The sequence below is a fragment of the Bacteroides sp. PHL 2737 genome (genome assembly GCF_004115325.2).
Taxonomy (GTDB): Bacteria; Bacteroidota; Bacteroidia; order Bacteroidales; family Bacteroidaceae; genus Bacteroides; species Bacteroides hominis.
This window is the reverse complement of record NZ_CP040630.1, coordinates 1,479,118-1,505,516: the sequence shown is the minus strand read 5'-3', so window position 1 is coordinate 1,505,516 and position 26,399 is coordinate 1,479,118. Positions and strand designations below refer to the sequence as shown.

15 protein-coding genes are annotated in these 26,399 nt (G+C 44.6%); 10 read left to right on the top strand and 5 right to left on the bottom strand.

Annotated elements, in window-relative coordinates; genetic code table 11:
* Positions 1-4: 4 nt before the first annotated feature.
* Together DBK98_RS06220 and DBK98_RS06215 are read right to left on the bottom strand one after the other, a co-directional pair.
* Positions 5-733, bottom strand: a complete 729-nt coding sequence (locus DBK98_RS06220; protein ID WP_005811888.1) for a ThiF family adenylyltransferase — start codon at positions 731-733, stop codon at positions 5-7.
* A complete protein-coding gene (locus DBK98_RS06215) occupies positions 715-2,850 on the bottom strand; it encodes a cation:proton antiporter (RefSeq protein WP_005811889.1) in 2,136 nt (711 codons plus the stop codon). Before DBK98_RS06215 ends, DBK98_RS06220 begins: the two co-directional genes overlap by 19 nt.
* 198 nt (positions 2,851-3,048) lie before the next feature.
* On the opposite strand from DBK98_RS06215, the gene DBK98_RS06210 reads away from it, so the two are divergent.
* Positions 3,049-4,059, top strand: coding sequence for an aspartate-semialdehyde dehydrogenase (locus DBK98_RS06210; RefSeq protein ID WP_005779051.1), 1,011 nt, complete (start codon positions 3,049-3,051; stop codon positions 4,057-4,059).
* Between the two features lie 54 nt (positions 4,060-4,113).
* Here DBK98_RS06210 and DBK98_RS06205 read toward each other — a convergent pair whose 3' ends face one another.
* The 3 genes from DBK98_RS06205 to DBK98_RS06195 all read right to left on the bottom strand — a co-directional run bounded on the left by DBK98_RS06205 (position 4,114) and on the right by DBK98_RS06195 (position 10,780).
* Positions 4,114-5,973, bottom strand: coding sequence for a RagB/SusD family nutrient uptake outer membrane protein (locus DBK98_RS06205; RefSeq protein WP_005811892.1), 1,860 nt, complete (start codon positions 5,971-5,973; stop codon positions 4,114-4,116).
* Positions 5,974-5,986: 13 nt separating this feature from the next.
* Entirely contained in the window at positions 5,987-9,469 is a 3,483-nt protein-coding gene (locus DBK98_RS06200) for a TonB-dependent receptor (RefSeq protein WP_005811893.1), read from the bottom strand.
* Positions 9,470-9,931: 462 nt separating this feature from the next.
* A complete protein-coding gene (locus DBK98_RS06195; RefSeq protein ID WP_032531130.1) occupies positions 9,932-10,780 on the bottom strand; it encodes a hypothetical protein in 849 nt (282 codons plus the stop codon).
* Positions 10,781-11,923: 1,143 nt separating this feature from the next.
* Between DBK98_RS06195 and DBK98_RS06190 the strand changes: the two genes are divergently transcribed.
* The 9 genes from DBK98_RS06190 to DBK98_RS06150 all read left to right on the top strand — a co-directional run bounded on the left by DBK98_RS06190 (position 11,924) and on the right by DBK98_RS06150 (position 26,365).
* A complete protein-coding gene (locus DBK98_RS06190) occupies positions 11,924-13,093 on the top strand; it encodes an exo-beta-N-acetylmuramidase NamZ domain-containing protein (RefSeq protein ID WP_005811900.1) in 1,170 nt (389 codons plus the stop codon).
* Between the two features lie 43 nt (positions 13,094-13,136).
* Positions 13,137-14,585, top strand: coding sequence for a sodium:solute symporter (locus DBK98_RS06185; protein ID WP_032535546.1), 1,449 nt, complete (start codon positions 13,137-13,139; stop codon positions 14,583-14,585).
* Between the two features lie 12 nt (positions 14,586-14,597).
* Positions 14,598-17,648: a xanthan lyase gene (locus DBK98_RS06180; protein ID WP_032535547.1), complete on the top strand. Its 3,051-nt coding sequence runs from the start codon at positions 14,598-14,600 to the stop codon at positions 17,646-17,648.
* A gap of 111 nt (positions 17,649-17,759) precedes the next feature.
* A complete protein-coding gene (locus DBK98_RS06175; RefSeq protein WP_005811906.1) occupies positions 17,760-19,631 on the top strand; it encodes a PQQ-binding-like beta-propeller repeat protein in 1,872 nt (623 codons plus the stop codon).
* A gap of 395 nt (positions 19,632-20,026) precedes the next feature.
* Entirely contained in the window at positions 20,027-21,493 is a 1,467-nt protein-coding gene (locus tag DBK98_RS06170; RefSeq protein WP_005811909.1) for a glycosyltransferase family A protein, read from the top strand.
* Positions 21,490-22,422, top strand: coding sequence for a DUF4922 domain-containing protein (locus DBK98_RS06165; RefSeq protein ID WP_005811912.1), 933 nt, complete (start codon positions 21,490-21,492; stop codon positions 22,420-22,422). Before DBK98_RS06170 ends, DBK98_RS06165 begins: the two co-directional genes overlap by 4 nt.
* Positions 22,419-23,732, top strand: a complete 1,314-nt coding sequence (locus DBK98_RS06160; RefSeq protein ID WP_005811914.1) for a SpoIID/LytB domain-containing protein — start codon at positions 22,419-22,421, stop codon at positions 23,730-23,732. The genes DBK98_RS06165 and DBK98_RS06160 overlap by 4 nt, the downstream gene beginning before the upstream one ends.
* Before the next feature lie 15 nt (positions 23,733-23,747).
* Positions 23,748-25,046, top strand: coding sequence for an MFS transporter (locus DBK98_RS06155; RefSeq protein WP_005779073.1), 1,299 nt, complete (start codon positions 23,748-23,750; stop codon positions 25,044-25,046).
* Positions 25,047-25,090: 44 nt separating this feature from the next.
* Entirely contained in the window at positions 25,091-26,365 is a 1,275-nt protein-coding gene (locus DBK98_RS06150) for an exo-beta-N-acetylmuramidase NamZ domain-containing protein (RefSeq protein WP_005811918.1), read from the top strand.
* Positions 26,366-26,399: the final 34 nt, after the last annotated feature.

Sequence of the window (26,399 nt, the reverse complement as noted above, 5' to 3'; positions counted from 1 at the left end):
AATCTTACAATCTTTTTATAACGTACTCTGCCAGATAACAGCCAAACACAGCCGGCATATAACTCACTGTTCCACAAGTCGATTTCTTATTTCTCTCGTCCTCCGTCAGCAACACTGCTTTCGGATCGGCTTGTTCCGTACTAAAGACGACGGGCAACTTACGTTTCACTCCCATCTTTTGCAGACGTTTGCGGACAGCTTTGCTAAGACCGCAATGATACGTATCCCAAAGATCGGCAAAACGCACCTGAGTGATATCACTTTTCGCTCCGGCACCCATACTCGATACTATCTTTATACGGCGCTGAAGAGCGTGATAAATCAAGTAACACTTCGGACTGATGGTATCAATGGCATCAACTATAAAATCGTATTTTGAGGCATCCAGCAACTCCGGTATATTTTCGTCTTTCAGATAAACAGGCAATACGTTCAACTCTATCTCCGGATTAATATCCCTGAATCTTACTTCCAGCACCTTTGCTTTCTCCATACCCAAGGTGGCATGCGTAGCCGGTAACTGGCGGTTGATATTAGTAGGTTGCACAGTATCGGCATCCACTATCGTCATTCGGCCTACACCTGCACGGCAAATCATTTCGGCCGCATAAGCGCCTACTCCACCTAACCCAACAACCAACACATGTGATTTTCTTAAACGTTCCGTTTTCTCTTCTCCTAAAAGAAGTTTAGTTCTCTGCTGCCAGTTTTCCATCAATTCTTTTTTAACCATTTATAGAACCATTTACCTACCTTATCGTAATGCTGAGATTCGTTGTACCCCCGTGGATCAGAAAAAGAGACTATCTCCTGAGGCTCGCCAAACTGATCGGGATACAGGATGATCAAGCTGTTGTTAGAAAAATATTTGCTAAGCTGGTTGGGTAACCGCTCAAACGCAGGATCATACGAAATAGATCCGCGCCGCGCACTGATAATCACTAACAAATGATCAAAATTCACTTGCCCGGTCAGCAAAAGCAGGTCGTCCCATTCATCCAGTCTGGAAAATTCGGTGGGAGTACTTCCATACTTCTTCTTCACTAACTGCTGCAACCGCATCAGGGTCTGCTCATTGGCAAAAAAATGTACCCGACAACCCAACAGACTTCCCATACGGCAGAAATGTTCCACCCATTTAGAGAACCCGGTCTCGTATTCAGCTTTTGGGGGTACGGCAATAATGATCCGCCGAAGTGTATTGACCGGCATAAGGAACTTGGCAATAATCACTTCCCGGTGAGTACCTTTCAGCAAACTCTCAGCCAGATTACCAAAGAATGAATCGACAATATTTGCCTTACGGTGCAGACCGATTACTACGTCCGTCGCATCATACTCTTTAATGGTATGGATAATGCCTGAAGCAATATTAAGGTCGTAACGACTCACCATATTAACCGAAACATCGGCAGCGGCAGCAATCATTGCTGCTTTTTCCAGATTCCGTTTACCCTGTAACTCCTTATTTTCCGAGTTGTTATTATCATTAATTACGTTGAGTGCAATCAGTTCTTTCTTCTGTTTGGTATCTCTGATAACCAATGCGAGGTTAATCAGCTCTTCAATAGTATCCGGATTCGCTACCGGAATCAGGATTTGTTCCTGTTCTGTTCTCTCCTTGTTATCTTCGAACTGCATCTCTTCATGCAAAGCGAAACGTCGTGCAGAGCGTTCGGTCACAAGTGAGCTGATTACGCATGTAAAGAGAATCATCACCACCGTACCGTTCAGCACATCGTCATTCAGCAAACGTTCCCCATTCTCCATTATAATGCCATGCCCTATCAGCACTGCTGCCAGAGTAGCAGCCGCCTGCGCATTGCTCAAACCGAACATCATGCTCCGCTCATTGGGCTGCATACGATAAATCTTCTGTGTAATCCAGGCAGCGAGCCATTTACTCAAAGTAGCGAATACCGTCATCACTACCGCAACCTTTAAAGCTTCGCCTCCGGCAAACAAAGTGCGGACATCAATAATCATCCCCACACCAATAAGAAAATAGGGAATAAACAAAGCGTTTCCGACAAATTCCAAACGATTCATCAAAGGAGAGACATGCGGAATGAGACGATTCAGTACCAACCCTGCAAGGAAAGCCCCCAAAATGCCCTCCATGCCAACAAACTCCATCAAGCCGCTACCCAAAAACACCATTGCAAGTACAAAAACAAATTGCATCACGCTATCATCGTACTTACGGAAAAACCAACGGCCGATACGCGGAAAAAAGAATACGATCAAAAAACTCAGGAATGCAACCTTTGCCACCAGCAGAATCCAGAACATGCCGTCGACAGTCCCTTTATACATACCTCCAATGACAGCCAGAATAATCAAAGCCAAAGTAACGGTTACGGCTGTCCCCCCAATCGTTATATTTACACTTCTTAGCTTAGATAGGCCATAACGACTGATAATGGGATAGGCAATCAATGTATGGGAAGCATACATGCTGGCCAAGAGCACAGCTGTGGTAAATCCATATCCCAACAACTCCATACTGCTCCATACGCCCAATGCCATCGGAATAATAAATGTAAACCACCCGAAGACCAGCCCTTTGGTCCGGTTCTTCTTAAAATCTTCCATGTCCATCTCCAGCCCGGCCAGAAACATGATATAGTAGAGTCCCACTTTCCCAAACAGCTCAAAACTACTATCCCGTTCGAGAACATTGAAACCATATTCACCAATAACTACCCCGGCCAGAATCATACCAATGATATGGGGGATATGCAAGCGTCCCAGTATCATCGGAGCAAATAGAATAATGATCAGAACCAAGAAAAACACCCATGTAGGGTCTGTTATCGGAAGTTGTAAACTGAGATCAAACCAGTGCATATATCGGGATTTTTGTATTTAACTGCAAAATAACAAAAAAGTTATCACACCGCCAATTCATTAGGAAAGAGATTTTCAATGAGAAATCTTCTCCCTAAAATGCTTATTATATTGCAAAATGTTATAATTTTGCAGCCAAATCCTTACGATTGATTTAAATTGTAGAGGATGAGTATTCACATAAAACAAAAGAAAAAGATGAAAGTAGCTATTGTTGGCGTAAGCGGAGCCGTAGGACAAGAGTTCCTGCGCGTGCTCGATGAGAGAAATTTCCCGTTGGACGAGTTAGTTTTGTTCGGCTCTAAACGTAGTGCCGGGACCAAATATACTTTCCGCGGTAAACAGATCGAGGTCAAACTTCTGCAACACAACGATGACTTTAAAGGGGTGGACATTGCTTTCACTTCGGCCGGTGCAGGCACATCTAAGGAATTCGAGAAAACCATTACCCAATATGGTGCGGTAATGATCGATAATTCCAGCGCTTTCCGTATGGATGCAGATGTACCTTTGGTGGTGCCCGAAGTGAATGCAGCCGATGCTAAAGATCGTCCGCGCGGCGTGATCGCTAACCCGAATTGCACAACCATCCAGATGGTTGTCGCACTGAAAGCCATCGAAGAGCTTTCTCATATAAAAACCGTGCATGTATCTACTTATCAGGCAGCCAGTGGTGCCGGCGCAGCCGCTATGGACGAACTTTATGAACAGTATCGCCAGGTTTTGGCCAATGAACCTGTCACTGTTGAGAAGTTTGCATACCAGCTGGCCTTCAATCTGATTCCTCAGATTGACGTATTTACAGAAAACGGATATACAAAAGAAGAAATGAAGATGTTTAACGAAACCCGCAAAATCATGCATTCTGACGTAAAGGTTAGTGCTACTTGCGTACGTGTTCCGGCACTTCGTGCACATTCCGAAAGCATCTGGGTAGAAACAGAACGTCCTATTTCCGTAGAAGAGGCTCGTGAAGCTTTTGCCAAAGGCGAAGGATTGGTACTTCAGGACAATCCGGCAGAAAAAGACTATCCGATGCCGCTGTTCCTGGCAGGCAAAGACCCTGTTTACGTTGGCCGTATCCGCAAAGACTTGACCAATGACTGCGGACTGACTTTCTGGATTGTAGGTGACCAGATTAAGAAAGGTGCCGCACTGAACGCTGTTCAGATTGCCGAATACCTGATTAAAGAAGGAAATATCGGATAAGCCAAAATATTCATATCAAATCAAAAAAGGGGAAGCGGTGCTTCCCCTTTTTATTTACTTATTCTCCCAACCGGGAGTTTGACTCAATTTATAACCCTGATCGGCATACTGATCGATTTGTGCTTTGCCCACAGGAGCCAAATAACATTCATCGCCAAACACATCACGGGCTACCGCCTTCAGCGGAACAAAGAAGCCAACCATATCGTCAGCATTACTACCATCATAAGTAACCACGGTACCGTCCATCTTACGAACCTGATAAGCGGTATACTTTCCGTCTTTACCCTGTTCCAGATAAGAAGGAAGTTCTTCTTTCAGGTTAATCCACAATCCTAACATCGTATCCGGGTATTTATTATTATCCATATAGTCGAGTTTCTTCCAACGTCTGATATCGGCCAAACGAGTATGCTCGTATACAAATTCCATACGACGTTCACGACGGATCTCCCAAATCAAAGCAGGCACATCGGCATCACGATCGGGTGCAAAAGCTTCAGTGATATCGGCAAGTTTCATCGGAGCTGTTTTCTGTACCCCTTTAGCAATAGCCTCAGCGTCGAGATCTCTATTGCGAATCGCATTGATTGAAATATCAATATCACCTTGTGTGACTGCCGCTTCTCCCATGATTGCCAACTCTGCTTTAGCTTCTATCCAGTTCAAAAGCACTTCGGAATAACGCATAACAGGAGCATCGTTGGTGTTGGTCATGCTTCCGTACTGAGGTGGTATAGTTGCAGCATTCCAGTATGTTGGCCCGGTGCGGTCGATAAATTTACAAGCGTATAAAAGCGTACTGGCCTGTACTCTCGGTTCATCCCAGAAGGTAGCTTCAAAACGGGGATCACGGGTTTTAACCATGTGTTTGATATCCAGTTTCGCGGCATCAGGCACTGCTGATGCTTCATACGGTTTACCATCATTACATAAGAATGACTTAGCCAATGCCAGATTAGGAGACGGGGACTGCCCCTCGTAACCATTCGAATAAGAAGCCACGTGATGTGTCGCATTCGCAGCATCATAGTGCCTGTACATCAACATCTCTTTGTGTCCCTTCAAGTCCTGAGAACCGAACAGGCTTCTGAAATCTCCGGAAATCGCATATTTCCCGGTACCAATCACATAATCACCCGCTTCCTTGGCAAATTCCAGATATTTTTTTGCCAATGCCTGATCTAAATTATGATATTTCTGCCAAGTGCCTTCATACAACATAATCCGGGTAATAAAGCCGGCTGCTATATCTTTATTCAAATACATCGCACCGTCTGACAAACGAAGATTCTCAAAAGCAAACTTCAAATCGTCATAAACCTTCTCCATGACTTCAGCTCTCGGCGTCCTGTCTTTATACATTTGAGCTGCGTCTGTCTCCACAAAAACCTTATCAAAATAGGGGACGTCTCCAAAAGACCAGACCAAACGATGATATTCGAATGCCCGGAAGAAGCGGGCAACCCCCATCCAGTGATTGTATGCTTCTTCTGTCAGGTTTACTTTGCCATACATATCAAGTCTGTCGATCATCGTATTAATTTTACGTACCCATGCAAAATTCCAAGTTGCACTTCCATACTTAGTCAACCAAAGGTCGCTACCGGTAGACAAGCTGCTCGATCCCCTGCTGGACGGAACGGCATTTTCCATCACAGACTGCTTTCCTGCCCATGCGTTATCATCCGAAAAATAATATCCACGCAACGGAGCATAATCCACTCCCCATGTATTGTTATAGCCAACAAAGTAATTAGGATAACATTCATTGGCATACAGACGGAAATCTGTTTCGCTTCGCCAATAGTTCGTATCAACCGGTTTCGTCAACTGAGGACGGTCTAACACATCATCGCAACTGGTGAAACTCAGTGCGGCAAGTGAAAGTAAAGTAAATATATATTTTTTCATATTGTTCTTTATTTTAGAAATTCAACTGAATACCAACGGACAAGCTCTTAAAAGTAGGAGTTCCGACACCGGTACGACCCGAATTATAATTATCTGTATTAAACATCGAAAATCCTTGTACCTCTTCCGGATCGATAGGCAGACCATTCAAATTATCCCAAGTCACAAAGTTCTCTAAAGACATATAGATACGCGCTTTCTGCATCCGCACTTTTCGTAGGATATCGGCAGGTATGGAGTAACCTATCGTGATATTTTTCATTCTCAAATAAGACATATCGAGAAGGTAACGCGACTGAGTTACCATATTCAAAGAGTTATTGGAACCGGCTAAATTGTAAGGACGCGGATAAAAAGCATCAGTACGGTCTTCCCGCCAATAATTTCCGGCAATAGCCTGAGGCATGGCACCATCCGAAGAGTTATATCCGGCAATGGCAAGAAAACCATTACCCCAAACTTCGCGTTTGCCAACACCTTGGAAGAATACAGAAAAATCAAACCCCTTATAGTCGGCTCCCAAACGGAAACCATATTCGTAGCGCGGAGTAGAATTACCGATTACTTTACGGTCACCCGGATCATCGACTGTTCCACTTCCGGAATCAATCAATCCGTCGCCATTCAAATCAGCAAATTTTACGTCACCCGGACCAAAAACAAAGTTGCCACTCTGCAAAAAGTCCTGATAAACAGGATTATCCCCTTTCAGTTTATTCACTTTTTTAGCACCTTTAGTTCCCTGAGCAACCTCTTTACCATTCAAAGCCCAAGTTGTCACAATCTGATCTCCATTATATACGAAATCATCTTTCTGATATAGACGTTCCGTCTGATATCCCCAGATCTCTCCATACTTTTTACCAACATACCAATCACTAACGACCCGGGTATCACTATATTTAGTAATCTCTGTTTCAGCATCAGACAGGGTAGCCATCGCATTTATACCTAATCCGTTAGAAAAACGGTGATTGTAATCAAGTGCGATTTCCCATCCTCTGGTTCTCAAAGATCCAAAATTTCCTTTCGGGGCTCCGGTACCAAACGCCAAAGTAACACCGGCACCCGGGACAATCATATTTTTTGTATCACGTTGATACCAGTCAACAGTTAAACCGAGTTCGCCATCCAGAAAACGTGCATCCAAGCCAACATCGACAGTCTGAATGTCCTGCCAAGTGATGTTACTTGCCACTGCACTGGGTGTACTTACATAAACCAGCTTATTTCCACTCTCGTCCAGCCAATTCAGTTGACCGGTAGACATGGTGGGGATATATAAAGAATTGGATACAGTCTGGTCACCGATAATACCCCACGACCCTCTGAATTTCAATGATGTGACAGCAGGTTTCATCCACTGCATGAAAGCTTCTTCACTTGCACGCCATCCGGCTGAAAAAGATGGGAACCATCGCCATTGCAAGTTATCCGGAAATTTGGAAGTTGCATCATAACGGAGATTAGCCTCCAATAAGTATCTATCCTTTAAAGCGTAATTGATACGTCCGAAGAACCCGAGTTGACCCTCCCAATCGTATCCTCCACTTGCCTCTTGTAAACCTACAGCGAGGTCAAACTGTGGATTGGTAATATCAGATAAGTCACCTTTCCGCGACCAGTTGTATTCTTCATCATAAGTCACCCGGTTCATGCCGACCAAGAACTTAAACGCATTATTCTTATCTACTTTCCAGTCATATGTAGTAGAAATATTCCAAGTGTCCTGATTCGTTGTCTCAGAACGTCGATACATATGGTCGGGATTCGCTCCATGAGCCGTATACTCTGTCATACCTAATTTATAGGCAGGCATTGCTCCCGGAGTTCCGGCAGCAACTGTTTCACCGGCTTCATTGACATAAATACGATTACCACTGGCATCATTTTTAGCTACTGCTCCACCCCATGAATTAAGAGCTGTATAGCGGGTACCAGGAGTTTTAAGTACATATTCATTGGCAGCATGTGTATAGTCAATATCCAACTTCCAGTTTTTCATAATATTGACCGTAGCCCCTACGTTTACATTTATATAGTTGTATGCACGTGATGCCGTATTGGCTTGAGCTACTTCCGAATGCGGGCTGCGGATAATATTTCCTTCATCATCATACCCCATCGGCATGTTCGGTCCCCAGCGGTATAAATACAACCAAGGATCAGCAGTAGTAGAGGAGGTAGCATAGGCGTATCTCTTTTCACGTTTAGAATACATGGCTCCAGCTCTCACTGTGACATATTTATTAATATCGGTACTGATTCTCAAAGAACCATTATAGCGCTTAAAATCATCATCTTTCGCCGGTTTCATCAGTCCTGTTTGATCCAGATAACCGAAGCCAATATTATAAGTCGTACGTCCACTTTTACCATTAACCGAGAGATTATGAGTCATTGAGGGAGTCCACTCTTTAATCATATAATCATATGGATCGAAAGTTCTCAAACCAATCTTACGGTTATTAGCGTCTACATACCAGTCACGACCATACACGTAAGGATCATTAGGACCTAACTTGCCACCATACTTTTGGTCCCACTCTTTGGCTTTGACAAGACCCTCTTCAGTAATCTGAACAAATGCACCGGCTACGGTTCCTCCCACACGTTTAAAAGCTTCGACCGAATACTCCAAGGCATCAATTCCTCCCATCTCCATTTTCTTGGAAATATTCTGCCAAGAAAAGTTTCCGGAGTAGCTCACATTTATACTTTCCTGCTTAGCTCCTTTTTTAGTAGTAATCAATACAACACCAAACGCAGCTTTTGCACCATAAATAGAAGATGCTGCCGCATCTTTCAAAACTGAAATAGATTCAATATCGTCCGGATTGACCATCTGAATACTTGGAATCTCAACATTGTCCATTAAAATAAGCGGAGCGGAACCTCCGTTAATAGACCCAATCTGGCCACGGATCTTCATGGTAGGATCCGAACCAATTTCTCCACTCGGGATTACAACAGAAAGTCCCGGTGTCGTTCCTTGCAAGCCACGTCCAACATCCGCAATCGGACGGCTACTTAGTGTTTTATTCACATCTACTGAAGCCACTGCACCTGTCAGGTTCTCTTTCTTTTGAGTGCCATAACCTACAACCACAACTTCATCCAAAAGCTCACTGTCCTCTTTCAAGATGATTTTCATTATTCTTGTAGCTTTCACTTCATGTGGCTTATAGCCCACAAATGTGACTTTCAAGACAGCCCCGGGTTTAACATTTAAACTGAATTTGCCATTAATATCTGTAATAGTACCATTTGTTGTCCCTTTCTCTGAAACACTGGCACCAATAACAGGCTCTCCGTTTGCATCAGTCACTACACCACTAATAGCTTGCGACTGTAATTGTTCTGTCACTTCATAAGCACTGCCGGAAGCAGTTGAAGCAGCCACCGCATTACCACTGCCTATAAACAAAGCAGTTATTGCCACGGCCGTAAGGAGCTTGCTGTTTGCTAGTCCTCGTTTCTTGCGATCTTCATTCATAAAAGATAGATGATTAAATTGTTTGTTAATCGATTGATTTCTCAAAATGCAGGTAAGGTAAAATTAGGAAGTGGGAATCATCCCACCACAAGAGGTTGTTTATTCATCATAGGCTTCTTGTCATTTAAAGGTTTTAATTTTTATATTATCTCTATTATTAACTGAGTTAAAGTTCCATTAGAACTTTGGTTTTCGCCAGTTTAATTAATGTCAATTAGCTTTATGGTTCTTTTAAGAGATAAATTGTCCATTATTAACAAAGGTTCAAAACCCTTCCGAGTTTCATCATAGCAAAGATATATATTATTTTAATATCAAGAACAAATATTTATTATATTTTAGATTTATATCTATATATTCACATAGAGAGTGATTTGACTTTAAGAGTTTTGGCTCATACTGACAGATAAAAATGCGGTATTTAAGAGTTCGAAACTATTATTTAGATATAGCTGTGTATTTTTAAGGTTCTTCAATGTTCATTGAATGAAATTCAATTAAGCCATTCATTGGAGTTTCTTCTATAACGTCAATCTCCACTCCAAATTCTCTGGCTACTTTACGCAAAGTATCTGAATACGCATAGGCAAGTGATCCTACAAACCGAATAGGATAATTCATATAATCGTATTGGCACACGCTACGGTTAAAGAAGCTTCGCAGATTATTGGTTAACAAATTATATACGTATTCATTGTCCATATAATCTCCTAAAAAATATGCAATCGTACCTAAAAAACGGTTAGGGAAAGGTAAATTATATACAGATTCCATCACATCATTGGCAGATATGCGAAATTTTTCATGGAATTCACTCGCCAATTCTTTGGGAGCTAACCCTTTAAGAAGATCAGCTAAAAATAGTTTTCCGAGAACAGCTCCACTGCCTTCGTCACCGAGAATATATCCTGCAGCTTTCACATTTTTGACAACGATTTTACCATCGTAAAAACATGAGTTCGATCCGGTACCTAAAATACAGGCAATTCCAGATTCACATTTGAATAGTCCTCGAGCCGCTGCCAACAAGTCACTTTCAACTTGGATAGGAGTTTTAAACTGTGCTACTAAGGAAGCACCTAAAATGTTTTTCTTTTTATATGAACTACATCCGGCACCATAATAATATACTTGGTCCAGTTTCTTTTTGAAGAAAGACTCCGGTAATCCTAGTCTGACACTTCTGCTAATTTCTCTTCTGGTCTGAAAGAAAGGGTTTAACCCCTCGGTAAACACACGTTGTACGAGATGATTGTCTTCAACCAATGCCCACTCTGTTCTTGTAGAACCACTTTCCGCAATAAGTTTCATTTCGCAGTTTTTTTTGATTTGGATACAAATATATAACATTTTTTGTAATTTAATTTATTTTGATCGGAAAGTTTTTCTATAACGCAATAACCACCCCAAAACTTTATTTATAGTTGGTAGAAAAATCCATGTGTTTTTTCTGCATATGCCGAATATTTGAGATCGTCAAAAACAATATTATCTAATATACTCTTTTATCCATAACCTAATATCCGAGAATCTTTTATATATATAATAATGTGATGATTATCTATATGCAATAGAAGTCATCAGTTCATTAGAAGACACTTTGATTTAACATAACATTGATATATTATGACTTATTTTAAAACTATCAATATCAAAAAACAGGTTGCCAGATACTTACAGGACTTGTGTTGGATTGGACGCATATTATTAGTGCTAATTAGAAGATTAACTACTCAGAACAGGTGCAGATATATAAGTACACTAATTTTCATATAAGTTCTAATGGGACTTATCAGGAAGTTGGCATAAAGAACTTTGCCTCATATCCTCAAGCAAACAGTAAATGACTAAACCAACAGTTCTTATACCCATATGGAAGCTTTCCTTAAAGCAAATATTATCAAAGGATTAACTTCAAATGCCAACTATATATTTAACTTCAATAATACAGCCATTAAACCAGTAGATTGCCGACAGTGTATTGAAATTCCCAGGGAGAAAAAAATAAATACTTCTCCCCCCAACAGAAGTCAATGAAGATACAGAGTAGATCAGAACTCAGTACGTGGCAATTCTCATGAACTAAATGCCCTAATGAAAGAAATATATCCGGCTATGTGAATACATTTTATGAACAACTCTTAGGATATGATAATGGCACAGGCTGCGGAGAATTATACTTTAAGACATTATCAATTGCGTAAAATCCGCAATTAGGCCTCAACATCCCCGGTTGGTAATCAGGGATACTCAGCAAAATACAAAGCCCATTCTATTTCTATAACGATTTGAACCATAGAAATAGGAAGAGTTTTATATTTTACCTTATAGCTTCAGATAAAGATTCAATTTGCAAATTATTGATTATAATATAAAATATATCTGAATATATGTTTTTGATATTAAAATAAAGACTATCTTTGCTACAAAGAAATTCCTGCTAATACTATTTTTATGAAAAAGATCCTACTTATACTCACTTTATTATGCAGTACTCTCTTTTGTCAGGCACAAAAGAAGGAGGTAATTGTAGGTGCCGAGCAAACCAATGAATACTTTCCTATCCTGAAAAATAAGCGAATAGCTATTTTTTCCAATCATACCGGAATGATAGGAAACAAGCATCTTCTGGATGTTTTGCTGGAAAACAAGTTCAATGTAGTCGCTATTTTCTCTCCCGAACATGGTTTCCGAGGGAATGCCGATGCCGGTGAGCATGTATCCAGTACAGTAGATTCAAAAACAGGAGTCCCCATTCTTTCTCTCTACGATGGAAAATCCAAGAAACCCAGTGAGAGTTCCATACGAAAGTTCGACATATTGATTGTAGATATACAAGATGTAGGGCTGCGCTTCTATACTTATTACATATCCATGGTACGGCTGATGGATGCCTGTTCTGAATACAACCGCAAGGTTCTTATCCTGGATCGCCCCAATCCGAATGGGCATTATGTCGATGGACCAATATTGGATATGAAATATAAATCAGGAGTAGGCGGATTACCTATTCCCATTGTACATGGAATGACACTGGGTGAGTTAGCCCTGATGGTCAACGGTGAGGGTTGGTTGCCCTCCTCACGGACTTGTGATGTGACAGTCATTCCTTGTAAGAACTACACTCACCAGACGATGTATCGCCTGCCCATTCCTCCTTCACCTAACCTGCCGAATATGAAAGCGATCTACCTATATCCTTCTACCTGCTTCTTTGAAGCGACCCCGGTAAGTCTGGGACGCGGGACCAGTTTACCTTTCCAAGTTTACGGACATCCTAATATGACCGGATACAACTACAGTTTTACTCCTCGAAGTGTCCCAGGAGCAAAGAACCCACCACAACTTAATAAATTGTGTCATGGAGTAAATCTAAGCAATCTCAGCGACGAAGATATATGGAAAAAAGGAGTAAACCTAACCTACATAATCGATGCCTATCGTAATCTAAATATGGGGGACCATTTCTTCAGACCATTTTTTGAGTTGCTGATCGGTACGGACTATGTACGTAAAATGATAGAAGAGGGCAAAAATGCCGACGAAATAAAAGCAAGATGGAAAGAGGATGTCGAAAAGTTCAAAGTACAGCGAAAGCCTTATCTACTCTATCCAGACAATTGATTAACTCTTAACCGGAAATATTATATTCATTAATCTGAAAAACATGACACCTATAGCGGTATTAATCACTATTGCTGCTTATTTCCTGATATTGTTTACCATTTCATACATTGCAGGAAGAAAAGCTGATAACGAAGGGTTCTTTGTGGGTAACCGCAAGTCGGCTTGGTATGTGGTAGCCTTTGCCATGATTGGTTCCAGCATATCCGGAGTCACCTTTGTATCGGTTCCCGGCATGGTTGGAGTCAGTAATTTCTCATATTTGCAAATGGTACTTGGTTTTGTAACCGGACAAATCGTTATAGCCTTTGTTTTGATACCCTTGTTCTACCGGATGAATTTAGTATCCATTTATGAGTACTTGGAGAGCCGTTTCGGGACCTCTTCTTATAAGACAGGAGCATGGTTTTTCTTCATCTCCAAAATGCTGGGAGCAGCTGTACGGTTATTCCTCGTATGCCTCACATTACAATTTCTGGTTTTCGAACCTTTTCACATGCCTTTCATCCTGAATGTCATTCTCACAGTAACATTGGTCTGGCTCTACACATTCCGTGGAGGAGTGAAATCATTGATTTGGACTGATTCACTGAAAACATTCTGTCTGGTAGTATCCGTCGTACTATGTATTTACTACATTGCCACCGATCTGCGGCTCAGTTTCACAGAGATGATTTCCAGTATCTCCGACAGTTCCCTGTCACGTATGTTCTTTTTTGACGACGTAAATGACAAACGTTACTTCTTCAAGCAGTTTCTTGCCGGTGTGTTTACAATGATAGCCATGACAGGACTCGACCAAGACATGATGCAGCGTAACCTAAGCTGCAAAAACTTCAAAGACTCACAAAAGAATATGATTACCAGCGGCATCTCCCAATTTTTCATAATCCTCTTATTTCTGATGCTGGGAGTACTGCTCTACATCTTCACGTCACGCCAGGGCATCGCAAATCCGGCAAAAAGTGACGAGCTTTTCCCTATGATCGCTACAGGTGGATATTTTCCAGCCATTGTGGGCATCTTGTTCATCATTGGGTTGATTTCAGCAGCTTATTCCGCAGCAGGATCAGCCCTGACAGCACTGACTACCTCGTTCACCGTAGACATACTGGGAAGCAAAGGGAAAACAGAAAAGACTGTACAAAAGATACGTAAACGAGTACATGTCGGCATGGCGGTCGTGATGGGAATTGTCATCTTCGTATTCAATCTACTGAATAATACCAGCGTTATTGATGCTGTCTACATCCTTGCCAGCTATACATATGGCCCTATTTTAGGCCTGTTCGCCTTTGGCATTTTTACTAAAAAACAAGTACGTGACCGATATATCCCCCTGGTAGCCATCCTCTCACCCATCCTCTGTTTCATTTTGCAAAAGAACTCGGAGACCTGGTTCAATGGTTATCAATTCAGTTACGAACTACTGATATTTAATGCTTTGTTCACTTTTATAGGACTATGCCTCCTGATTAAGAAAACCAATTAACTTAACATCACAATGAAACCAATCCGCACTTCCCTGATTCTGCTGCTTGCAGCCGGCTTATTCCCACAAGCCGCAGCAGCGCAAGACCTGCCCAAAGACCTACGCTCCCAAGTAGGTGAGCTCCTGAATGAAACTGCCCGGAAAGAAGTTTCTATCGGGAAAATCCGTATCGATTCTATCAATATGAAAAAAAACGAACTGATATTTTTCGCTAACATGAACTGTTCATACATTCCTTTCCGCGAAAACAACGTAGCCGAAATCTATCAGAGTGTAAAAGCGCTGCTCCCCCCAGAGTTGAGCAAACGGAAATTACAGATCCGGACAGACCACCATGCCATCGAAGAACTGATCCCCCTGGCACTTCGAAGTAAAAAGGGCAAGATGAAAACTCTGACATTCAGCCACAAAGTAGACAACCCCCTGATTACCCGGTTATCTGCTCCGTATGCCCCCACAAACGGATTACAGAACCGGCACATCGCTTTATGGCAAAGTCACGGCTTTTATTACGAACCGAAGCTAACCCGTTGGGAGTGGCAGCGTGCACGTATTTTTCAGACCGTAGAAGATCTCTACACTCAAAGCTATGTACTCCCTTTCCTTGTTCCGATGTTAGAAAATGCCGGAGCGACTGTCCTTCTTCCTCGTGAAAGAGACTGGCAGACAACTGAAATTATTGTCGACAACGATGGATGCAGAGACGGACACTCAATTTATACAGAACAAAACGGCAGTAAGGCATGGAGCAACGGAGCCAAAACAGGATTCGCCCACCTGAGGGCAACGTACAAAGACTTTGAGAATCCCTTTTGCGAAGGCAGTTACCGCCAGACAGAAACGATTAAGAAAGGAACCGCAAGCATTGCCGAATGGATCCCCGAAATTCCCCGGTCAGGCCGATATGCTGTTTATGTCTCCTATAAAACGGTGGACAACAGTACAGACGATGCTCTATACACCGTCTATCACCAAGGCGGCACATCACAGTTCAAAGTAAACCAGCAGATGGGAGGAGGAACCTGGATCTACTTAGGCACTTTTAGTTTCAGTGCAGGCAAAACCGATCACAAAGTCGTCCTCAGCAACCAATCCTCCAAAGCGGGCCGTCTGGTGACAGCCGATGCTGTAAAAATAGGCGGTGGTTATGGAAACATCGCCCGCAGCATCTCTGAAGAAGGGGGTGTAGATTATCCTTATGAGATCAGTAACTACCCTCGTTTCTGCGAAGCAGCACGCTACTGGATGCAATGGGCAGGCATACCGGATAGCGTTTACTCAGACAGTCGCGGTAAGAACGATTATACCGATGACTATAAATCACGTGGAATTTGGGTGAACTATCTCGCCGGAGGTTCGGCTGCCAACCCCACTGAAAAAGGACTGAATATTCCCATAGACATGGCTTTCGCCTTCCATTCAGATGCCGGCACCACCTATGGTGACACCATTATCGGCACATTAGGTATTTTCCAAACCTCTGCCTATGACGGGATATATGCAAATGGCACTTCACGGTATGCCTCCCGGGACTTGTGCGACCTGATACAGTCCAACATCGTGAAAGACATCCGCACTTTGCATGAACCGGAATGGACCCGCCGGGGAATGTGGAACCAGTCCTATTATGAGGCCCGTGTGCCACGAGTACCAACCATGTTGCTTGAACTCCTGTCTCACCAGAACTTTGCCGACATGCGTTACGGACTGGATCCTCGTTTTCGTTTCACCGTCAGCCGTGCCATCTACAAAGGAATGCTGCAATTCCTCTGTTCCCAATATAAAATGGATTATGTGGTACAGCCTTTGCCCGTCGATTCTATAAGCCTGCGCTTCATAGAGGGCAACCGGATAATGCTTTCATGGCAACCGGTAGACGATCCGCTGGAACCTACCGCAAAAGCAGACCAATACATCGTATATACCCGCATTGGAGAAGGAGACTTTGATAATGGCGTGATTGTAGACACTCCGGATTACCAGACAAACATCCCTTCAGGCGTAGTTTGCAGTTTCAAAGTAACCGCCCTCAACAAGGGAGGTGAAAGTTTCCCGTCCGAAATTCTTTCTATCGGGAAAGCCCTCAACGAAAAGGGAACAGTACTGGTAGTGAACGGGTTTAGCCGAGTCAGTGGTCCGGCAGACTTTACGGCAGATGCAGACACCCTGGCCGGATTCCTTGACGAACTGGACCACGGAGTACCTTACCAGACAGACATCAGCTATATTGGTCCGATGAAAGAGTTTCGTCGACAGATCCCATGGATGGACGACGACGCCTCCGGATTCGGCGACAGCTATGGTACGCACGAGACAATGGTAATTGCCGGAAACTCATTCGACTATCCGGCTGTACATGGAGAGGCGATTCTGAAAGCAGGATATTCATTTGTATCGTGTGGTCTCACTCCCTGCTCTTCACTCAAGAAGAAGAACGGGAGAGATAGTATCGCCAACCAGACGGATGCTGCGTCAGGGGGCATTCCTGTCCTGCGGATGAACGACTACAAATACGTAGACCTGATTTTGGGTAAACAATGTCAGAGCAAGATGGGACGGGAAGGAGTAAAACCATTGGAGTTTAAGACTTTTAGCGAAGAAATGCAGAATGCCATCTCAGATTATTGCCGGACAGGGGGTAATTTCTTCGTATCGGGAGCCTATGTAGCATCGGACCTATGGGATAATCGTTTAGCGAAAGCGGACGAAAAAGACAAGAAGTTCGCGATGGAAGTATTGAAATACAAATGGCGCACAGGACAAGCCGCCCGTAACGGAAAAGTGAAAGGCGTTGCTTCCCCATTCCCTGCAATCAAGGGAAATTACACATACCATCAGGAGTTGAATCCGGAATCGTATGTCGTAGAGTCGCCCGATGCCATCGAACCGGCCGTCCGGGGAGCATTCACCGTATTGCGATATTCGGAAAACAACCTGAGTGCCGGTATAGCCTATAAAGGAGATTATAAGACCTGTGTATTGGGATTCCCGTTCGAATCGGTACGTACCCCCGAAGAGAGAGAACAGTTAATGAAAGCCATACTGGCTTTCTTTGAACAATGATAACACAGGTGGAGTAACTGCACGTATAGGGTGCATACCCTCATCAAGGCAGTAACCGTCCCACTGACAAGAAACTGAAAAGTGTAGTAATAACAAATAAAATCATCATCTATGAATAGAAGGCTTTCTATATTCGTAATCATTTTGTTTTTCCTGTTGCCTGCCGCCGTGCAGGCACAGGCAACAGGTTCTTTCCGCTTTGCACAACTGACGGACATACACCTCAGTCCCAACAACCCGAAACCGGCAGAAGATTTGAAGCGTTCTGTCGAACAGATTAACACCACGCCGGGAATAGACTTTGTATTAGTCACCGGAGACCTCACCGAAGAAGGTGACCGTGCCACCATGTTGCTTGTAAAGTCCATACTCGACCAGTTGAAGGTGAAATACTATGTCATACTGGGTAATCACGAAACCAAATGGAGCGACTCCGGATGCACCGCGTTCAGCGATATTTTCGGAGGAGAGCGATTTGAATTTGAACACAAAGGCTTCCTGTTCCTTGGATTCAATTCCGGTCCGCTAATGCGCATGGCCTACGGGCATGTAGTGCCGCAAGACATCACATGGATGAAACAGGAAATGAACAAAGCAGGGAAAGACAAGCCTGTGATTCTGGTCACCCACTACCCCATGCTGGATGGAGATGTTGACAACTGGTATGATGTCACCGATGCCGTGCGTCCCTACAATATCCGCACCTTTATCGGAGGGCACTATCACCGTAACCGTCTCCTCTCGTACGACGGGATTCCGGGCATTCTCACCCGCTCAAACCTACGGGACAAAGATGGCATAGGCGGTTATGGCATATTTGATGTCACTCCGGATTCTATTATCACTTACGAACAGCGTATCGGTGAACCGATGAAACGATGGGCTGCCTTGTCACTCACTAAACCTTATTACGACCGTTCCGGAAAAGCAGTGAAATATCCCAGTTTCGCGGTGAACGAAGAATATCCACAAGTGAAAGCAGACTGGTTAGTGCAGACCGGAGCCGGTATTTACTGCTCACCTGCTGTCTGGAAAGACAAAGTCTATGTCGGTGACGACTTGGGTTTTCTGACCTGCTATACCTTGAAAAGCGGACAGAAATTGTGGAATTTCCAATCCGGGAAACGTATTGTAGGCACTCCCGATGTAGCCGACGGAGTCGTCGTCTTTGGCTCTGCCGACCATAACATTTACGGCCTGGATGCCCGAACCGGTAAAGAACGTTGGCGGGTGACCGCAGGAGAACCGGTATTGGGAGCCGTAACCATTGAAAAAGGAGTTGCTTATATCGGTGCCAGCGACTCCACCTTCCGTGCCATCCACATCAAAAGCGGAAAGGTGTTGTGGAGCTATGCCGGCATCAAGGGCTATGTTGAGACAAAACCTCTGATAGAAGGAAACAAAGTCATATTCGGTGCATGGGACAATACGCTCTATGCCCTTGACAAGACTAACGGCAAGGAACTCTGGAAATGGACCGGAGGACTCACCCGCATGCACTTCTCACCCGCTGCCGTATGGCCGGTAGCTGCACACGGAAAAGTATTCATCACCGACCCGCAACGTGCCATGACTGCCATCAACCTGGAGACAGGAGAAACTGTATGGCGTACCTTCCAGTCGATGGTACGCGAAACCATCGGATTATCCGCCGACAAAAAAAGGATCTATAGCAAAACAATGAATGACAGCGTAGTCTGTTACTCCACCATCGGAGACGTCCCGAAAAAGCTCTGGGCCTCTAATGTCGGTTTCGGCTATGAACATGCCCCATCCATGCAGATGGAAAAAGACGGCATAGTGTTCAGTAGTACCAAAGAAGGACTTATCTTTGCACTGGAAGCAAGCACCGGGCAGGTACTGTGGAAACATAAGATCGGTAATTCACTGATTAATACCGTGATTCCCGTCAGTCGCCACCAGGTACTGTTTACAGCTACCGGCGGCGAAGTGGGAAGACTCAACTGTTCTCCCCTCCCGTAATGAGGAGAATAGAGAGGTTCATCCGGTAAATGCGTAGTTTAATAAATGACTCTATTTATCAACGCGTTACATTTACCGGCTTTTTCGAACGGATGTAAAAGCATTTACCTCGGCGTGTAACGGCTTTTACCCCGGCGTGTAAAACCTTTTACCCCGGCATGTAAAGCTCTTTACCCCGGTATGTAAATGGAGTGATCGTGAAAAGAGACGAACGCTTTATTCCGGTTATCGGAATTACGCATCTATCGGATGAATAAAAAAAGAGACTACCTGCCTTAGTGACAGGCCGGAAGACAATAAAGAGAGAAAAAAATGAAATAATAACAATAATAATCGGCAGTATCCCTCCTCCCCTCCAATGTAGGAGAGATTTTGGGAGAGACCGTCAATCGCTTATGGAATCAACAATCAATTGCTTCATCCCCTATGCGGGAGTGGCACAAGCAGAAAAAACAGTTCAAGGATTACAGGCTACAGATTTAGTGAAGAAAATCTACCTCCTCGCCACCTCTCCCGACATCGATCCACTGCCGGGATGCGAACTGCTCTATGTGGACAAACTCACTGACAGTGCTGCCATGTACGCCATTGCTGAGCGTTCCGATGCAGACTATGCATTACTCTATACCAAACATACCACACTCGAGTTGGGCATGTTCGCACTCGAACGGATGATTCATATCGCCAAAGACTCGGGAGCCGGCATGGTATATGCCGACCACTATCAGGTGACGGAAGGTAAGCAGAGCAATGCCCCTGTCATCGACTATCAGTTCGGAAGCCTCCGTGACGATTTTGACTTCGGCTCTGTACTCCTATTCAAGGCCTCAGCCCTGAAAGAGACTGTCAAGAGGATGAAAACCAGCTACGACTTCGCCGGTCTCTATGACCTGCGCCTCAAACTATCGCAGAAATATCCGCTGGTACACATCAACGAATATCTCTACTCGGAAATAGAGAATGATACCCGCAAGAGTGGTGAAAAAATATTCGATTATGTAGACCCGAAGAATCGTGAACGGCAGATCGAAATGGAAGCAACTTGCACCGAACACCTGAAAGAGATAGGCGGTTATCTGAAACCGGAGTTTGAAAAGATAGAGTTCAGTGCCGATAACTTTGAATACGAAGCTTCCGTGATAATCCCGGTACGTAACCGCATCCGCACCATACGCGATGCCATCCGTTCGGTGCTCAGCCAAAAAACAGAATTCAAGTTCAATCTGATCGTTATCGACAATCATTCTACCGACGGCACTACCGAAGCCATCGACGAATATAAAGAGGATGACCGCCTGATTCACCTCATTCCCGAGCGTAACGATCTGGGTATCGGCGGTTGCTGGAACCTGGGCGTGTACCACCCCCTGTGCGGCAAGTTTGCCGTGCAACTGGACAGTGACGATGTATATGCTCACGAGAGAGCGCTGCAACTGATGGTCAATGCCTTCTACGAACAGAACTGTGCCATGGTAGTAGGCACCTACATGATGACAGACTTCGATATGAACATGATTCCGCCGGGCGTCATTGACCATAAAGAGTGGACCCCGGAAAACGGACGCAACAATGCGCTTCGTATTAATGGTCTGGGTGCTCCCCGTGCATTCTATACACCGATGCTCCGCGAAGTGAAAGTGCCCAATACCAGCTATGGTGAAGATTACGCATTGGGACTGAATTTCTCACGCCGCTACCAGATCGGCCGTATATACGAAGTTGTCTACCTCTGCCGCCGATGGGACGATAACTCGGACGCCTCACTCGACATTGTGAAGATGAATGGACACAACCTTTACAAAGATCGCATCCGTACCTGGGAATTGCAGGCACGGATCGCATTAAACAAAAAACAAAGATGAACAAGGAATTACAAAACCTGCTGAATGAGCAGCTCACCTCGTGGGAAATGGCGCAAAAGAATTACGATGCGTTGAAGCGTGTACGTGTAAAAGAGGTAGAAGTGAATGGCTGTCTTTACAAAGTGCAGTTCAACCCGGCACGCATTGTTTCATCGGCAGCCAAAGTAGACAGCAAGTCGATTCAGGAACGTAAGTGTTTCCTGTGTCCGGCCCATCTTCCGCCAATGCAAAAGGGGATTCCTTTCGGAGACCATTATCAGATATTGGTCAATCCGTTTCCCATATTCCCCAGGCACCTGACAGTTCCCGAACTACAGCACGTCGACCAGCGCATCTTGTACCGTTTTGCTGATATGCTCGATCTGGCTGATTGTGCGGAAGATTATATTGTCTTCTACAACGGCCCCCAATGTGGCGCATCAGCCCCCGACCATATGCATTTCCAGGCCGGTAGCAAAGGCTTCCTTCCCATCGAACAAGAATGGAAGGAGAAAAGGGCAGAGAAAATAATTACCAATGAAGCTGCCACTCTATGGGCACTGGACGACTCTCCCCGTACAACACTCTTAATTGAATCGGAAAGTAAAGAGGCAGCCGTCACACTGTTCAACGCCGTATACGGAGCCATGAATCTCAAATCCGGCGAAGAGGAGCCGATGATGAATGTATTGGCATGGAAAGAACGAGGCAAACAGATTGTCTGTATCTTTCCCCGCGCCAGACACCGCCCTGCATGTTATATGGCCCAAGGAGATACCAATATACTGATCAGCCCGGCGTCAGTAGATATGGGTGGCGTTTTCATCACTCCATTGGAGAAGGACTTTGAGAAAATCACAGCAAATGATATTGCCGACATTCTCAGTGAGGTATGCTTGAAACCGGCAGACTTCCGTGCATTGATAGAACGCATAAAACAACGATCATGAAAGAACCTAAAGTACAGGTCGGCATTTTGTCCGAACCTCAAATCGAATTCATACTGCTGAACTCTTACCATATCAAAGGAAAAGAGATTGCCGGCAGACAGGTCGTGACCTATGTTGACGGACAAATCCGCTGGCAAGGACACCTTTATGACGAATTGCTGTTTGAACCCATGCACGAAGAAAGTGATGCTTTCGAATTACTGAATGTCACCATCGGCATTAACTTCCATTGGGAACGGAAAGAAGACCAACGCTTTATGGGAGCATTGAAAATCATTGTCGAGAACGAAAAGCTGACAGGGATCAATGTAATTCATGTGGAAGACTACCTGACCAGTGTCATCTCATCGGAGATGAGTGCAACGGCAAGCCTCGAACTGCTGAAGGCCCATGCAGTGATCTCAAGAAGCTGGTTATTGGCCCAAATTCATAAGAACAAAGCAATTACGGCATCTCAAAGCCTCTATTCAGCTTTCACACAGACCGGCCAGGAGCTTATCAGATGGTACGACCGTGAAGATCACACCCACTTCGACGTTTGCGCCGACGACCATTGCCAGCGCTACCAAGGCATCACCCGTGCCTCAACCGAAATGGTGAGGCAAGCCATCGCTGCCACCCGCGGACAAGTACTTATGTGGGAAGGAAACATTTGTGACGCCCGTTTCTCAAAATGTTGCGGCGGTGCTTTCGAAGAGTTCCAATATTGTTGGGAAGGTATCAAGCATCCGTATCTTTCCAAGCAAAGAGACAGCAAAACAGGATCCGGACTGCCCGATCTACGGGTAGAGTCCGAAGCCGACCAATGGATTCGAACCTCACCCGAAGCTTTCTGTAACACAAAAGACAAGAAAATATTGTCTCAGGTTTTAAATAACTACGATCAGGAGACCACCGACTTCTATCGTTGGAAAATAGAGTATAAACAAGACGAACTTTCCGAGCTTATCCTGAAACGTTCGGGCATTGATTATGGACAGATACTCGACCTGATTCCGGTGGAACGGGGAACCTCCGGACGGCTTGTCAAGTTAAAAATCAGAGGGAGCAAACGGACCATGACTATCGGTAAGGAACTGGAAATACGCCGTACACTCTCTACATCTCACCTTTACAGTTCCGCTTTCGTCATCGACAAGGCAGATATCGTGGATGACGTACCGGGACGGTTTATCCTCACCGGTGCCGGATGGGGGCACGGAGTAGGACTTTGCCAAATAGGAGCAGCCGTCATGGGCGAACAAGGTTACCCATACGATACTATTTTATTGCATTACTACATCGGTGCAACGATAGATAAACTTTATTAAACACACACTCTTATCATGAAAAACAAGACCATATCACCATGGGCATGGATTCCGACCCTGTACTTTGCACAAGGATTACCTTATGTAGCCGTAATGACTATTTCGGTAATTATGTACAAGAATCTGGGTATCTCCAACACGGATATTGCACTCTACACCTCCTGGCTCTATTTGCCCTGGGTCATCAAACCCTTTTGGAGCCCGTTTGTCGACTTATTGAAAACCAAGCGCTGGTGGGTAATCAGCATGCAGTTGCTGGTTGGTGCCGGACTGGCAGGAATCGCTTTCACCATACCCATGCCAAATTTTTTCCAGACTACCCTTGCCATCTTCTGGCTGGTGGCCTTCAGTTCGGCTACGCATGATATTGCTGCCGACGGATTTTATATGCTGGCACTAAACGTACAAGACCAGGCACTTTATGTAGGGATACGCAGTACCTTCTACCGCATTGCCACAATTGCCGGACAAGGTTTGTTGGTGATGCTTGCCGGCGGCCTGGAAATATGGACAGGCAGTATTAAATACGGATGGAGCATCACCTTCTTTATCCTTGCAGGACTGTTCCTCGCTTTTTGCCTCTACCACAAATGCGTATTACCGAAACCTGACAGTGACAAAGCAGTAGTAGGTGAGAACAGCGCAAGCGCCATTTTCAATGGATTCATAGAAACCTTTGCCTCTTTTTTCCGCAAAAAACAGGCTGGAGTAGCCATCCTCTTTATGCTATTCTATCGCTTCCCTGAAGCACAGTTAGTGAAGCTCATCAACCCATTCCTGCTCGATCCTGTCGAGAAAGGCGGATTAGGACTGACTACCGCCGAAGTAGGATTGGTTTACGGAACCATCGGCATCATCGGACTGACATTAGGAGGCATCGTCGGCGGTATTTGTGCAGCCAAAGGAGGACTGCAAAAATGGTTGTGGCCAATGGCATGGAGCCTGTCGCTGACCTGCCTCACCTTTGTATATCTGGGTTACTTCCAGCCACAGAACTTTGTGATCATCAACCTGTGCGTATTTATCGAACAGTTTGGTTACGGGTTCGGATTCACAGCCTATATGCTTTACTTGATTTACTACTCTGACGGAGAACATAAGACGGCGCACTATGCCATCTGCACTGCTTTCATGGCATTAGGCATGATGCTGCCGGGCATGGCCGCCGGCTGGTTACAGGAACTGATCGGATACGAAAACTTCTTTATTTGGGTAATGGCTTGTTGTGCCGCCACAATTGCCGTATGTGCCTTCATCAAGATAGACCCCGATTATGGGAAGAAAAAAGAGAATATTGCCGAGGAGAAGAAATAAAGTTACTCCAGGCATTGGTAGGATAACTAAAAAAAGATAAGATTATGACACATAAAAGAAGTATATTGAGACTTTTGCTCATTCTTTTTATCCTTGTTTCCAATACTCCCCTTTCCCAAGGGATGGAACCAGGTGTAAAACCTCCGGGAATCCGTATCAAAACAGGTATTGAAGTCCTAAAAGAACAAAACTTCAAATGTCTTGAAGGGAAACGTGTAGGACTGATCACCAACCCGACCGGTGTAGACAATCAGTTGCGGTCCACTATCGACATTCTTCATGAAGCGCCCAATGTCAACTTAGTGGCTCTGTACGGACCGGAGCATGGTGTACGGGGTGATGTGCATGCCGGCGACAAAGTGGATAACACGAACGACCCCACTACCGGACTACCCGTTTATTCACTCTATGGCAAAACGCGTAAGCCGAGCCCCGAAATGCTAAAAGACATTGATGTATTGGTATATGACATACAGGACATCGGCTGCCGCTCGTTCACCTATATCAGCACCATGGGAGTGGCTATGGAAGCTGCCGCCGAAAATGGTAAAGAGTTTATTGTCCTTGACCGCCCCAATCCGATAGGCGGATTAAAAATAGAAGGGAATCTCGTAGAAGATGGATACATATCTTTTGTCAGCCAATTTAAAATTCCGTACCTTTACGGACTTACTTGTGGCGAGCTTGCACTGATGCTCAATGGAGAACAAATGTTGGGCAGGCCATGCAACCTGCATGTTGTGAAAATGAAGGGGTGGAAGCGAAAAATGGATTATGTACAGACAGGACTCCAATGGATTCCTTCGTCCCCACACATCCCGCATCCGCATTCCGCTTTCTTCTATCCCGTTTCGGGGATACTCGGCGAACTGGGCTATATGTCGATTGGTGTGGGTTATACCATTCCGTTCCAAATGTTTGCCGCTCCTTGGATAGAGGCAGACAGATTGGCTGATAACCTGAACCGTCTGAACCTGCCGGGAGTGATATTCCGTCCGATGCACCTCAAACCCTTCTATTCGGTAGGCAAAGGGGAACATCTGCAAGGCGTACAAGTACATATTGTGGACTTTAATAAAGCTGCACTAAGCGAGATACAGTTTTACGTGATGCAGGAAATAGCTGTACTCTATCCGGGCCGGGCCGTATTCGACCATGCCGATAAAGGACGTTTCCGTATGTTCGATCTCGTTAGTGGCTCCAAAGAAGTACGCGAACGTTTCAGTCGGCGCAACCGCTGGGAAGACGTCCGCGATTATTGGTACAAAGACGTTGACGACTTCCGCCGGCTGTCGAAGAAGTATTATTTGTATAAATAAAAACTGGGACCGAGGAGTGCCCGACAAACAAAGA

Bases quoted from the DNA above. Each gene is read 5' to 3' on its own strand.
- DBK98_RS06220 (WP_005811888.1), bottom strand. From the start codon at position 733: ATGGTTAAAAAAGAATTGATGGAAAACTGGCAGCAGAGAACTAAACTT.
- DBK98_RS06215 (WP_005811889.1), bottom strand. From the start codon at position 2,850: ATGCACTGGTTTGATCTCAGTTTACAACTTCCGATAACAGACCCTACA.
- DBK98_RS06210 (WP_005779051.1), top strand. From the start codon at position 3,049: ATGAAAGTAGCTATTGTTGGCGTAAGCGGAGCCGTAGGACAAGAGTTC.
- DBK98_RS06205 (WP_005811892.1), bottom strand. From the start codon at position 5,973: ATGAAAAAATATATATTTACTTTACTTTCACTTGCCGCACTGAGTTTC.
- DBK98_RS06200 (WP_005811893.1), bottom strand. From the start codon at position 9,469: ATGAATGAAGATCGCAAGAAACGAGGACTAGCAAACAGCAAGCTCCTT.
- DBK98_RS06195 (WP_032531130.1), bottom strand. From the start codon at position 10,780: ATGAAACTTATTGCGGAAAGTGGTTCTACAAGAACAGAGTGGGCATTG.
- DBK98_RS06190 (WP_005811900.1), top strand. From the start codon at position 11,924: ATGAAAAAGATCCTACTTATACTCACTTTATTATGCAGTACTCTCTTT.
- DBK98_RS06185 (WP_032535546.1), top strand. From the start codon at position 13,137: ATGACACCTATAGCGGTATTAATCACTATTGCTGCTTATTTCCTGATA.
- DBK98_RS06180 (WP_032535547.1), top strand. From the start codon at position 14,598: ATGAAACCAATCCGCACTTCCCTGATTCTGCTGCTTGCAGCCGGCTTA.
- DBK98_RS06175 (WP_005811906.1), top strand. From the start codon at position 17,760: ATGAATAGAAGGCTTTCTATATTCGTAATCATTTTGTTTTTCCTGTTG.
- DBK98_RS06170 (WP_005811909.1), top strand. From the start codon at position 20,027: ATGGAATCAACAATCAATTGCTTCATCCCCTATGCGGGAGTGGCACAA.
- DBK98_RS06165 (WP_005811912.1), top strand. From the start codon at position 21,490: ATGAACAAGGAATTACAAAACCTGCTGAATGAGCAGCTCACCTCGTGG.
- DBK98_RS06160 (WP_005811914.1), top strand. From the start codon at position 22,419: ATGAAAGAACCTAAAGTACAGGTCGGCATTTTGTCCGAACCTCAAATC.
- DBK98_RS06155 (WP_005779073.1), top strand. From the start codon at position 23,748: ATGAAAAACAAGACCATATCACCATGGGCATGGATTCCGACCCTGTAC.
- DBK98_RS06150 (WP_005811918.1), top strand. From the start codon at position 25,091: ATGACACATAAAAGAAGTATATTGAGACTTTTGCTCATTCTTTTTATC.